At 74.7% G+C, this 11,563-nt stretch carries 10 protein-coding genes and 1 tRNA gene; 4 read left to right on the top strand and 7 right to left on the bottom strand.

Annotation, left to right across the window (positions count from 1 at the left end):
- Positions 1 to 199: 199 nt before the first annotated feature.
- Complete coding sequence (pgi, locus tag ABT118_RS26135) at positions 200 to 1,852, top strand: glucose-6-phosphate isomerase (RefSeq protein ID WP_350673618.1); 1,653 nt, start codon at positions 200 to 202, stop codon at positions 1,850 to 1,852.
- Positions 1,853 to 1,952: 100 nt separating this feature from the next.
- Here the strand turns inward: pgi and ABT118_RS26130 are convergent.
- The 6 genes from ABT118_RS26130 to ABT118_RS26105 all read right to left on the bottom strand — a co-directional run bounded on the left by ABT118_RS26130 (position 1,953) and on the right by ABT118_RS26105 (position 7,479).
- A tRNA-Lys gene (locus tag ABT118_RS26130) sits at positions 1,953 to 2,026 on the bottom strand.
- Positions 2,027 to 2,078: 52 nt separating this feature from the next.
- On the bottom strand, positions 2,079 to 2,594 hold the full coding sequence (locus tag ABT118_RS26125; protein WP_350673615.1) for a bifunctional DNA primase/polymerase: 516 nt from the start codon (positions 2,592 to 2,594) through the stop codon (positions 2,079 to 2,081).
- A gap of 147 nt (positions 2,595 to 2,741) precedes the next feature.
- Positions 2,742 to 3,059 (bottom strand): DUF8844 domain-containing protein, encoded by a 318-nt coding sequence (locus tag ABT118_RS26120; RefSeq protein WP_350673896.1) that lies wholly within the window; start codon positions 3,057 to 3,059, stop codon positions 2,742 to 2,744.
- Between the two features lie 285 nt (positions 3,060 to 3,344).
- On the bottom strand, positions 3,345 to 4,709 hold the full coding sequence (locus tag ABT118_RS26115; RefSeq protein ID WP_350673612.1) for a DEAD/DEAH box helicase family protein: 1,365 nt from the start codon (positions 4,707 to 4,709) through the stop codon (positions 3,345 to 3,347).
- 8 nt (positions 4,710 to 4,717) lie between these two features.
- Complete coding sequence (locus ABT118_RS26110) at positions 4,718 to 6,304, bottom strand: hypothetical protein (RefSeq protein ID WP_350673609.1); 1,587 nt, start codon at positions 6,302 to 6,304, stop codon at positions 4,718 to 4,720.
- Positions 6,301 to 7,479, bottom strand: coding sequence for a hypothetical protein (locus ABT118_RS26105; protein ID WP_350673606.1), 1,179 nt, complete (start codon positions 7,477 to 7,479; stop codon positions 6,301 to 6,303). The genes ABT118_RS26110 and ABT118_RS26105 overlap by 4 nt, the downstream gene beginning before the upstream one ends.
- A gap of 160 nt (positions 7,480 to 7,639) precedes the next feature.
- On the opposite strand from ABT118_RS26105, the gene ABT118_RS26100 reads away from it, so the two are divergent.
- Positions 7,640 to 8,275: a histidine phosphatase family protein gene (locus ABT118_RS26100; protein ID WP_350673602.1), complete on the top strand. Its 636-nt coding sequence runs from the start codon at positions 7,640 to 7,642 to the stop codon at positions 8,273 to 8,275.
- A 60-nt stretch (positions 8,276 to 8,335) separates the two neighbouring features.
- Here ABT118_RS26100 and ABT118_RS26095 read toward each other — a convergent pair whose 3' ends face one another.
- Positions 8,336 to 9,700 carry an NsdA family TPR-like regulatory protein gene (locus ABT118_RS26095; RefSeq protein WP_350673599.1) on the bottom strand — a complete coding sequence of 455 codons (1,365 nt, stop codon included), beginning with the start codon at positions 9,698 to 9,700 and terminating at the stop codon, positions 8,336 to 8,338.
- A gap of 329 nt (positions 9,701 to 10,029) precedes the next feature.
- Between ABT118_RS26095 and ABT118_RS26090 the strand changes: the two genes are divergently transcribed.
- The gene (locus tag ABT118_RS26090) at positions 10,030 to 10,515 is read left to right on the top strand and encodes a hypothetical protein (protein WP_350673596.1); all 486 of its coding nucleotides are present in this window, start codon (positions 10,030 to 10,032) and stop codon (positions 10,513 to 10,515) included.
- 84 nt (positions 10,516 to 10,599) lie between these two features.
- Positions 10,600 to 11,523 carry a spermidine synthase gene (locus ABT118_RS26085; protein WP_350673593.1) on the top strand — a complete coding sequence of 308 codons (924 nt, stop codon included), beginning with the start codon at positions 10,600 to 10,602 and terminating at the stop codon, positions 11,521 to 11,523.
- Positions 11,524 to 11,563 lie beyond the last annotated feature (40 nt).

Here is an 11,563-nt window from a genome sequence, read left to right as displayed (position 1 = left end):
GACGTCGCGGGGTGGAACCGACGAAGTGTCCGTGACCGCAGGTCGCGGCGCGGGTGACGGTCCGCCAGGGCGGTTAGGCTGGCCCGGGCAGGCCGTCAACGGAGTCGGCGCACCACAACCTGTACTACCGTCGGACCTCGCGTCACCCTCCCGCTGGGCCCTGCCGGTAACACGACCGGATGACTTCGAGGAGCAACCGATGACGGCGCTCAACCGCACCCCCCTGGACCGGCTGCCGCAGTGGACGGCACTGGCCAAGCACCGGGAGGAGTTCGGTGACACCCACCTGCGCGAGCTGTTCGCGGCCGACCCGGGCCGCGGTGCGGACCTCACCCTGCGGGTCGGCGACCTGCTGGTGGACTACTCCAAGCAGCTGGTGACCGGGCAGACCCTGGGCCTGCTGCGGGAGTTGGCGGCCGCCACCGGCGTTGCCGAGCTGCGCGACGCGATGTTCCGCGGCGAGAAGATCAACATCACCGAGGACCGCGCGGTCCTGCACACCGCCCTGCGCGCCCCGCGCGGCGCCGTGGTCGAGGTGGACGGCGAGAACGTGGTGCCCGCGGTGCACGCGGTGCTCGACCGGATGGCGGCCTTCGCCGACCGGGTCCGCTCCGGCGAGTGGACCGGGCAGACCGGCCGGCCGATCAAGAACGTCGTCAACATCGGCATCGGCGGCTCCGACCTCGGCCCCGCGATGGCGTACGAGGTGCTCCGCTCCTTCGCCCGGCGTGATCTGACGGTGCGTTTCGTCTCCAACGTGGACGGCGCCGACCTGCACGAGGCGGTCCGCGACCTGGACGCCGCCGAGACGCTGTTCATCGTCGCCTCGAAGACCTTCACCACGATCGAGACCATCACCAACGCCACCTCGGCGCGGGAGTGGCTGCTCGGCGAGCTCGGCGCGGGCCAGGAGGCGGTGGCCAAGCACTTCGTGGCGCTCTCCACCAACGCGACCGGCGTGGCCGACTTCGGCATCGACGTGGCCAACATGTTCGAGTTCTGGGACTGGGTCGGCGGCCGCTACTCGTACGACTCGGCGATCGGCCTCTCGCTGATGATCGCGATCGGCCCGGACGCCTTCCGCGAGATGCTGGACGGCTTCCACCTGGTCGACGAGCACTTCCGCACCGCGCCCGCGGAGGAGAACGTCCCGCTGCTGCTCGGCCTGCTGGGCGTCTGGTACGGCGCGTTCTTCGACGCCCAGGCGCACGCGGTGCTGCCGTACTCGCACTACCTGGCCCGCTTCACCGCCTACCTCCAGCAGCTCGACATGGAGTCCAACGGCAAGTCGGTGGACCGCGAGGGCAACCCGGTGGACTGGCAGACCGGCCCGGTGGTCTGGGGCACCCCCGGCACCAACGGCCAGCACGCCTACTACCAGCTGCTGCACCAGGGCACCAAGGTGATCCCGGCCGACTTCATCGGCTTCGCCCGCCCGGTCGCCGAGCTGAGCCCGTCGCTGGCCGCCCAGCACGACCTGCTGATGGCCAACTTCTTCGCCCAGACCCAGGCGCTGGCCTTCGGCAAGACCGCCGAGGAGGTCGCCGCCGAGGGCGTGCCGGCCGAGCTGGTCCCGCACAAGACCTTCAAGGGCAACCACCCGACCACCACCGTGCTGGCAGCCGAGCTCACCCCGTCGGTGCTCGGCCAGCTGGTCGCGCTGTACGAGCACAAGGTGTTCGTCCAGGGCGCGGTGTGGAACATCGACTCCTTCGACCAGTGGGGCGTCGAGCTCGGCAAGGTGCTCGCCAAGCGGATCGAGCCGGTGCTGCTGACCGGTGAGGGCATCGACGCGCTGGACAGCTCGACCGCCGCGCTGGTGGACAACTACCGCTCGCTGCGCGGGCGCTGACCCGACGCCGGCCCCCGCCTCGGCGGGGGCCGGCTCGGCCGCACGCCCCGGGGAACGAAGAAAGGCTCCCACCGTGAGGTGGGAGCCTTTCGACCGTCTGTGCGCCGCCAGGGACTCGAACCCCGGACCCGCTGATTAAGAGTCAGCTGCTCTAACCAACTGAGCTAGCGGCGCCTGCTGACGTGGAAGACTTTAGCAGCGTGTTCGGGCGGAACCAAAATCCGGTTCACGCCCCGGCCGACTGGGTGTGCTGCCGGATCCGGGAGGCCCGGACACAGGCCCAGAGCACCGTGGCGGCGCCCGGCAACCAGGGCTCCCGGGAGTCCGGCGCGACGATCCAGCGTCCGGCGCCCTGGCCCGGCGAGACCGGGGCGTCCACCATCCGCTGGATCGGCGGCACCGTCACCGCGTCGCCCTGCCCGTGGCAGAGCAGCGGCGGCACCTCGCGGGCCCACTCCTCCCAGGCCAGCAGGGTGCGCAGCCGGGGGGCCGCGCCGGGCTGCACGAACAGCAGGGTGCGCCCCCGGAACGAGGCGACCGGGCCGCAGCCGGGGCCGGAGGCCCAGAGTTCGTCCAGCACCTGCCGGCCGAACACGGCCGGCATGCTGATCACGTCGAAGACCCGCCCGCAGGGCAGGACCGTCGGCGCCCACGGGCGTGACTCCCAGAGGGCGCGCATGCTGCGCGGGTACTCACTCGCGGAGGCCAGCCAGGACTCCCCGGCCACGGTGACGTACTCCACGGATTGATACGTCCAGATGTCCACGGGCAGCAGCCTGGCCCGACCGGGGCGCGGTGCGCCGGGAAAGTCCGGTTCGGCGGACAGCGGGCGGGGGAGGGGCGTACCCTTCCCGACTGCATATGCCAGAGGCGTGCCGGAGCGCCCCGGTCAGTGCTCGCCGCTGTGCTGCTGCCGGATCAGGGTGTGGCCGTACTCGACCATCCTGGTCGCGTAGTCCGGCGTCCAGTCGATCCGGGCGGCGATCTCGGCCGGCGTCAGGGCGTCGAACCGGCGGGTGTCGGCGAGCTGGGCGGCGGCGATCGCCTGGAAGTCGGCGGCGCGCTCGGCGGCCACCCGGAAGGCCAGGGTCAACTCGGTCGCGCGGCGGAGCAGTTCGGCCGGGTCGTCGATCGACTCCAGGTCGAAGAAGCGCTCCTCCTCCGGCTCCTCGGCCGGCGGCTCGAACAGCAGCTGGGCCGGGCGCAGGCGGCGGGGCGGAGCGGGTTGGGTGCTGCTCGCTCCGGTGCTGCCGGCTCCGCTGCTGCCCGCTCCGGTGGTGCTCGGCTCGCCTCCGGCGGGACCGGACTGCGCCGGGAGCTGCGGTTCGGCAGCGCGGCCGACCGGCTGGGCGGACACCGGTGAGTGGCGGTCGGGCATGGGGGACACCTCCGAGGTGGCGGGTGAGGGGGCTGCCGTCCATTGTCGCGCGGGAACGGCCGGTAGCGGAACGGTGCGCGTGCGGGCGCTATTCCCCACCCGCGCGCCCCCCGCTCACCGGCCGAGCGGTACCCGGTGCTCGTTCAGCTGGGCCAGCACCGCGTGGTTGGCCTCCCAGCCGTCCGGGAACTTCATCGTCACCCCGAGCTGGACCGGCTCGGTCGCCGGGTGCTCGTCCAGCAGCTCCGGGATGCCGGCCCTGGCCACCACGATGCAGGCGTGCCGGTGCCGGGAGGCGAGCACGCAGAGCCGGCCGGTCTCCAGGTGGAAGGCGGTCGCGTCCGGCCGCCCGGAGAGCGGGTGCAGCACCACGGTGACGTCGTACTCGCGGCCCTGCAGCCGGTTCGCGGTGTCGACGGTGACGGCCGGGCCGGCCGAGCCGTCCACCGGGACGCCGAGCCCCAGCAGCGCGGCCCGGACGGCGGCGGCCTGGTCCCGGTGGGCGGTGCCGACCGCGATCCGGTCGGCGGTGAGCGGGGTGCTGCCCTGCTCGGAGTGGGCGGTCAGCCCCCGGGCGAGCAGCCGGTGCACGGTGGCGGCGGTGGCGGCCACCGCCTGCGGGTCGGTCCGCACGGTGTGCCGGGCGGGGAGCTCCAGCAGCGCCCAGCCGTGCTCGGCCGCCTCGTCGATCGCGGCGTCCAGCGCCGAGCCGTCCGGGGCGGTGCTCGGGGTCAGCAGCCGGTCGTCCGGGCCGGTGCCGGAGCGGAACGGGGTGTACGGGTAGAAGGCGGCCGAGATCAGCGGCGCGGCGGAGTACGGCAGCCGCCAGGAGACCGGCAGCCGGTGCGGCCGGATCTCCGGGTTGTGCGCGAGCAGGGTGACCACCGCGCTGCTGGACGGGTCGTAGGAGAGCCCGGCCCACTGGTCGGTGCCGACCACCGTGAACGGGTCCAACTGGCCGGGGTCGCCGACGAACAGGGCCCGCTCGAACAGCCCGGCGACGGCCAGCAGCGCGTCCGAGCGCATCTGGTACGCCTCGTCCACGATCGCGTGCCGCCAGGGCGCCTCGGTCTTCACCCACTGCCACTTGGCGGCGGTGGAGATCACCACGTCGTGCTCCAGCAGCTCGCCGACCTTGGCGGCGGGGGTGACGTTGGCGTACCGGGCCAGCTCGGCGGCCGGCTTCGCGTCGGCGGCGTGCAGCCGGCCGATGGTCAGGTCCGGGCCCTTCTCGGCCAGCCGGCCGACCAGGTCGTCCACCTGACTGTTCGTCTGGGCCACGATCATCAGCTTCTCGCCGCCTGCCACCAGCTCCCGGGCGGCCTTCACCACCAGGGTCGACTTCCCGGCGCCGGGCGGCGAGTCGACCACCACCCCGCGCGGGCCGCCGGGGACGGGGTGGACGGTGGCGGCCAGGATCGCGGCCACGGCGGCGTCGGCCGCCGCACCGGGACGGTCGGTGCTCGGACTGATGGTCATACCTGTGGTCATTCCCACTCTTCGGTGGCGGTAGGCGAACGATCGGTGCCACCGGGCGGTCCACCGTGTGTCCACGGGGTGTCGTCGGGCTCGGGGAGCGGGGCGGACTGACGCGGCGTCAACTCGAACAGGGTGAAGACGACCCGCTCGCCCGGCTCGGGCAGGCTGCCGGGCTCCGGCTCCTTCTTCCGGCCCATCCCGTTCAGCACCCGGACGGTGACGGTGCCCGCGGCCCGGTCGTCCGCGACGATCAGCGCCTCCTGGGCCGTGCTGTGGTTGGCCCGGTACACCTTCCGGCCCTGGTCGGCGTGCGGGTGGTCGGTGGTGCGGACCACCAGCAGCGGGCGGGGCTTGGGCGAGCGGCCCGAGGTGTCGTACTCCGGGACCACCTCGGTGACCACGCCCGCGAACGCCTCGCCGGACAGCCGGTGCCCGGCCATCGCGAGCGGGTCGTCCAGCGCCTCGTGCACGTCCAGCCTGGCCTGCTCGCGCTCGCGCTGGGCCAGCTTGCGGGCGGCGGTGACCGCGTCGTCCTGCTTGGGCTGCGGCGGCTCGCCGGCCGCCAGCCGGTCGCGGTGGTTGGTGTAGGACCAGCGGTCGCCCTCCCAGCGCTCGGCCAGGTGGGCGGCCGGCGGCAGCGTGCGCAGCAGGTCGAGGCCGCGCCAGACGTCCTCCCAGGTCGGGAGCAGCACCCGGAGCAGTGCGGCGTGCAGCTCCTCGGCGGACTCCTTGACCCGGAGCCGGGCCCGGTCCTGGTCCTGGCCCTGCTCCTGCTGCTCGGCGGCGGCGAGTGCGGCGAGCGCGCCGTCGTGCCGGGTGATCGCGGGGGCCAGCACCTTGGCGTCGAAGGCCGGGTCGGTGGCGGGCCCGGCGGGCGGGTGCAGCAGCTGGCCGGCCGCGTCCCGGGCGGTCTCCACCAGGGTGGCCCGCTCGGCACCGGACGCCCCGGTGTGCCAGGCGAGCTGGGCGCCGAGGTGCTGGTCCTCCAGGTGGCTCTGGCCGGTCGCCCAGTGCCGGGACAGCAGCCCGGTCATCGGGAGCAGCAGGCTGGAGCCGGGCACCTGGGCGCGCTCGGTCAGATGCGTCAACCAGCGCCCCAGCAGCGGTACCCGGGTCGGTGCGGGGTACGGCCCCGGGTCCGGGTCCTCGGCGGTGCGGCGGAACCGGGTGGACCGGCCGAGCAGCGCCAGGTGCTGGACCGCCCCGCCGTTCGGGACGATCAACTGGGGTGCGTCGGAGCAGAGTTCGCGGAAGGTCTGGGTCTTCTCGCCGGTCTCCGGGTCCTTCTCGGCGCGCTCGATCTGCTCGACCTCGGAGCCGAACGACTCCAGGTAGGGCACCAGCTCGGCGGCGAACCGGGCCAGGAACTCGAACCGCTGGGTGCGGTTCAGCGGCTGCGGCACGATGTGCAGCCGGGGGGCCTCCCGGTCGGTGCCGAGCAGCACCGCCAGCGGGGCGCCGGCCTCACCGGCGGCGGCCAGCGGGACCAGCACCAGCGGACGGTCGGAGAGGTGCCGGTGCCGGACGGTGGCCAGCGGCTCGGCCCGGCCGCTGCGGACCGCCTCCAGCCGGGCCAGGGTGGCGAGCAGGCTCACCGTGCCGCCCCCAGCGCCTCGGCGCGCAGGGCGGCGGCGTGGGACAGGCGGGCGGCCGCCTCGTCGTCGGCGCTGTCCGCGGCGTGTTCGGCGGCGGCGAGCGCGGCCGTGACGGTGCGCAGGCTGCCCAGCTCGCCCCGGACGCCCCGGCCGAGCTGCTCGACCGCGTCCTCGCAGCGGGCCTGCGCCCGGCAGTGGAAGCCGAGCTCGCAGGTGGAGAGGCAGTCCGGGCTGTACGCGGCCGGGACCGCCTCGACCGCGACGGCCAGCTCGGCCGCCGGACGCGTCGGGACACCCGCCTGATCCGGCGCCAGGTCGAAGCTGGTGCCGGGCGGGAGCGCGTCCAGCAGCTGCTCGATCCCGGTCAGCCGGGCCAGCTGGCGGCGGGTGGTGGCCAGCTCGCGGCGGACGTCGACGACGGTGGCCGTCGGCCGGTTGGAGAAGTCCCGCGGGCAGACCAGCAGCACCCCGAGCTCCGGGCTGCCGGGGAAGTCGTCGGCGGCGTACGGGGACTGATCGGCCGTCGACCCGGCCAGCGCGGCCGCCGTCTCCTGGAGCGCCAGCACGTACACCGCCGCCTGCCGGGCCGCCGCCCCGACCTTCGCCGGGTCGGCCGAACCGTCGATGATCGGGAAGGACTTGATCTCCACCACCGTGCAGCGGCCGCCGTGCACCACCACCGCGTCCGGCTCCAGGTAGGCGGGGCTGCCGGCGACGGTGAGCCGGAGCATCGGGTGGTCGAGCAGGGTCCAGCGCCCGGGGTCGGCGGCGGCCTCGGCCAGGGCCTGGGCCGTCCGCTCGGCCCGGGTGGCGGGGGCCGAGCGCGGCAGCAGGTCCGGCACGGCGAGCTCGCCGCCCTCGGGCGGGGCACCGCGCAGCCGGCGCAGCGGCTCCAGCAGGGCCGCGTAGCCGTCGTCCTTCAGCCGGGCCTCGAAGACGTTCCCCCGGGTGATCGCGAACGGGGACTGGCCGAACGGTGCCGGGTGGCCGAGGCGGTCCGCGACCGCGCCCTTGTCCACCCCCGCCGCGTCCAGCACCGCGCGGCGGCGGCACCCCGGATTGGCCGCGAGCGCGGCCAGCGCCCGGGCGTCGAGGCTGCGCTGCGGCGCCTGGCCGCGCAGTTCACGGAGCCGCCGCGCGACCGGCTCCGCCTGCCCGAAGGTCAAGACGTTCATGGTGCGGCCAAGTCTCGCATCCGGCACCGACAAACCACCCTGGAACGCGCTCCCCGGACCTTCCGGGGCCATCCGGACGCTGGACGGTCGCCGCTGGCCGGCCGCGGGTTGGGGGATCATGGAGGGGTCGAAGCAGCCCACTTCTGCAAGGAGCCCGCTCATGCCCGCCCGTATCGTGCTCGTCCGGCACGGCGAGACCGCGTGGTCGGCCAGTGGCCAGCACACCGGTCGTACCGATGTCCCGCTGACCGAGGAGGGCCGGGCGATGGCCCTGGCGCTCGGGGCCCGGCTGGCCAAGGCGCCGTGGAACGGGCTCCCGGACGCCGTCGTCTACACCAGCCCGCTGTCCCGGGCGAAGGAGACCTGCGAGCTGGCCGGGTTCGGCGACCGGGCGATCGAGCGGGACGAACTGCTGGAGTGGGACTACGGCCAGTACGAGGGCCGCACCGGCCCCGACATCCGGGCCGCCGACCACCCCGGCTGGCTGATCTGGCGGGACGGGGTGCCGGGCGGCGAGAAGCTCGCCGAGGTGGCGGCCCGGGTGGACGGCTTCCTCGCGGAGCTCAACTCCGAGCACGGGACGCCGCATCCGGACACCACCACCATGCACTGCGCCGACCGGGACGTGGTGCTGTTCGCGCACGGGCACCTGCTGCGGATCCTGACGGCGCGTTGGCTCGGGCTGCCGCCGGAGTTCGCGCAGCGGTTCAAGCTCGGGACGGCGGCGCTCTCGGTCCTGTCGTGGGAGTACGGGGCCCCGGCCGTGGAGATCTGGAACGACCACAGCCACGTCTAGGCACTCTGCCGAGCCGGGGTTCGGGGAACGGCGATGTTCTCGTCGGTCCCCGAGCTTCGGTCAGGCAGCTGCCTGATAGGCCGTGAGGAAGGCCGCCACCTCGGGGACGGCGCGGTGCGGGCGGAGCCGGTCCGCGGTGGTGGCGAGCATGGTGCGGATGCGGGCCGAGCGGACCCGGCCCAGGAGGGCGGCGGCGGCCGCGCCGTGGGTGGCGGCGCCCGCCAGGTCGCCGAGGCCGAGGCGGTCGTGGGCGAGCTCGGCGGTGTAGAGGACCCGGTTGCGGACGAAGTGCGGCTCCTGGAGCGCGATCGCCAGGCTGACCCGTTCGGTGGCCCGGCCGAAGTCGCCGAGGGCGGACCAGCACTGGGCCTCCAGCCCGGCGATCTCCGCCTCGCCGAAGAAGGACATCCACTCGGGGTCGGCCTCCGACTCACCCCGGTCGAAGAGGGTGTGCGCCCGGGAGAGCGCCCGCTCGCAGGCGGCCCGGTCCCGGAGCAGGGCCCAGGCCCCGGCCTCCCGCATCACCAGCAGCGACAGCAGCCGGTCGGAGTCCAGCTGGCGGGCGGCGGACTGCCCGGCCTGGGCGGCCCGGAGGGCTTCGCGGGCCCGGCCGGCGTCCCGGGCCAGGAACGCGCTGTTGGAGAAGACGTGCGCCTCCAGCGCCGCGTCGTCGGCCATCCGGGCGGTGGCCAGTGCCTCGGAGTAGAACGAGCGGGCGTCCGCCAGCCGGTCCGAGTCGTGGGCCAACCAGCCGACCGAGATCGCCAGTTCACCGGCGCCGGACTGGAGCCGGCGCTCCGTGCCGGCGCTGTAGTCGCCGTCGTTGAGCATCACGTAGGCGCTGCGCAGGGACTGGCCCGCCAGCTCGAACAGCGCGTCCGCGCCGTGCACGTCGTCCAGCAGGCGGATGTCGCGGACGGCCTGCTCGACGCCGAGCACCTCGGCGGTGCCGACCCGGCGCTGGGACGGGATCGCGGGCACGGCGGCCAGGGCGGGCTGGTCGAGGCCGAGGGCTGCCACCAGGGCGGTCGAACCGCCGTTCAGGAATGTACGGCGACGCACGTCGTCGTTCTCCTCGTCGGGATGGTACGAGTCGTCGAGCCGGGGCAGCCCGCCCGGCCCGAGCCTGGTGGGCGGGGCTGACGGCGGGTCGACCGCGCGGCGGCGGACCGCCGTACGCGGGGTGAACCCCAGCTCGGACAGGGAGCGGTCCGGCCACATGTGCCGGAACACGCGCTCGTAGGCGTAGTTGGGACAACGGATCTCCCCGGCCTCCACCCGCCCGATGTAGCGGGCGTCGCAGGAGACGTGCTCGCCGATCTCCCGGGCGGCCCGGCGGATCGCGACGGCGAACTCGCCGGGGGAGAGGTCGCCGCGCAGGGCTCGCATGGCGGCGTTGGGGGAGAGGGGCCTCATGGCTGCCATCAGCTGCGCTCCGAGCTGGTGCGTCGGGTGGTGCGGGTGGGTCGGGGCGGCCCCGTGAGGGGGGCCTCGATCCAGCGCAGACAGTACCGGCTGTCACGGACCGAGCACGTCCGGTTGTGGGCTGATCTCTGGTCAATTGGCACTAAATCGGGCGCTGTTGCCGAGTTCTGCCATGAAATGCCATGGCTTGCTGTACATCGCCCCGTGGCCTTTCCGGGCCGGTCGGCGTTGTCCTGATACGTGGAAGCCCACCGCCGCGCCCCCACCGATCCGTTCCTCCGATCGAGCGACCCCCGGCTTCCGACCTGACGAGGTGACAGGAGGGCCCCATGGCCGCCGGACTTCCGCAGTACCGACGCATCACGGCCGGAGCGGGACGGGTTCTGCCCGGCCTCGCCCCGGCGCTGGTCCCGGACGGGGCCGGCAGCGAGCCGCCCGGCTTCGCCGTCGGCGGCGGTGGCCCCGGGGTGGGCCGGGCCGCCGTCCCGGCCTTCGACACCGTGACCGTCCCGGTCCGGCACGGCCTGGAGACGGTGGACATCCTCCGGCTCCGCCGGGCCTGCGGCACCGTGCACCAGACCGGCGGGGGATCGGCGATCGCGTTCCTGGTCCCCGCCGGGGTGGCCGGTCAGTGGCACCTGCCCGGCACCAGCTGTACGCCGGGCGCCAAGCAGCTCCCGCCGACCGACCCCCGCTGGGTGATGCCGCCCGCGGGCCCGACCGCCTCGGTCCGGGCGACCGACCCGTGGGTGCTCCGCTCGGCCCTCTGCGAGGCGGCCTGCACCCTGACGGCCGGTGGGCTCGGCCCGCTCTGACCTGCGCCCTCGGCCCGCTCCGACCTGCACTGCGGCCCCACGGCCCGGCGCCGCCGGGCCGCCCGCCCGGCGATAATGGTCGGCATGGGACGCAGCAACCGGGCCGGTCGGGCTCGCACCGAGACCGAGCCGGTCGGCACGACCCCCGCCGGGTCACCCGGCGGACGTACGCACGCACAGGGGCCGCTGGCCCGTCCGGTCGCCTCCGGCACGGCCGAGCTGGTCCCCGACCGGGACCGCCCGCAGGCCTGGACCCTGCTGCTGGACGGAGCGCCGCAGTCCCTGGTCGACCTGGCCGATCCGGGCCACCTCGGCTTCGAGTACCAGCGCCGCCTCGGCCACCTGATCGACCTCGCGGCTGCGCCCGGCCGCCCGATCACCGTGCTGCACCTCGGCGGTGGCGCCCTGACGCTGGCCCGCTACACCGCCTCGACCCGGCCGAGATCCCGCCAGCAGGTGGCCGAGATCGACCCCGAACTGACCGAACTCGTCCGCGCCGAGCTGCCGTTGGAGCGCGGCTGGCAGATCAAGGTCAGGGGTGCCGACGCCCGTGCGGTGCTGGAGAAGACCCCCGAGGGCACGGTGGACCTGGTGATCGCCGACATCTTCTCCGGGGCCCGCACCCCCGCCCACTGCGCCACGGTCGAGTTCGCCGCACTGGCGGCCCGGGCACTCGCCCCCGGCGGCCGGTACGCCGCCAACATCGCCGACGGCGGGGCGTTGGCCTTCGCCCGCTCCCAGGTCGCCACCCTGCAGGCGGTCTTCCCCGAGGTCTGCCTGACCGCCGACCCGGCGGTGCTGCGCGGCAAGCGGTTCGGCAATCTGATCCTGGCCGCCGCCCACCAGCCGCTCCCGCTGGAGGAGTTGGGCCGCCGGGTGGCCTCCGACTCCTACCTGGGCCGGATCGAGCACGGCCGGGCGCTGGCCGACTTCACCGCCGGCGCCCTCCCGGCCACCGACGCCACGGCGGCGCCGTCCCCGGCGCCCCCGCCGGGCGTCTTCCGCTGACACACCCTCAGGCAACCGGCGCACGCACCCGCTTCCGCTT

Origin of the sequence: Kitasatospora sp. NPDC002040, from assembly GCF_040296785.1 — a bacterium.
Classification (GTDB): domain Bacteria; phylum Actinomycetota; class Actinomycetes; order Streptomycetales; family Streptomycetaceae; genus Kitasatospora.
The sequence above is the reverse complement of the archived record's forward strand: the minus strand, read 5'-3'. Positions and strand labels throughout refer to the sequence as shown.

Coding starts and splice junctions, on each gene's coding strand:
- ABT118_RS26105 (WP_350673606.1), bottom strand. CDS start 7,479: ATGAACGTCTTGACCTTCGGGCAGGCGGAGCCGGTCGCGCGGCGGCTC.
- ABT118_RS26095 (WP_350673599.1), bottom strand. CDS start 9,700: ATGGCAGCCATGAGGCCCCTCTCCCCCAACGCCGCCATGCGAGCCCTG.
- pgi (WP_350673618.1), top strand. CDS start 200: ATGACGGCGCTCAACCGCACCCCCCTGGACCGGCTGCCGCAGTGGACG.
- ABT118_RS26100 (WP_350673602.1), top strand. CDS start 7,640: ATGCCCGCCCGTATCGTGCTCGTCCGGCACGGCGAGACCGCGTGGTCG.
- ABT118_RS26085 (WP_350673593.1), top strand. CDS start 10,600: ATGGGACGCAGCAACCGGGCCGGTCGGGCTCGCACCGAGACCGAGCCG.
- ABT118_RS26090 (WP_350673596.1), top strand. CDS start 10,030: ATGGCCGCCGGACTTCCGCAGTACCGACGCATCACGGCCGGAGCGGGA.
- ABT118_RS26115 (WP_350673612.1), bottom strand. CDS start 4,709: ATGACCATCAGTCCGAGCACCGACCGTCCCGGTGCGGCGGCCGACGCC.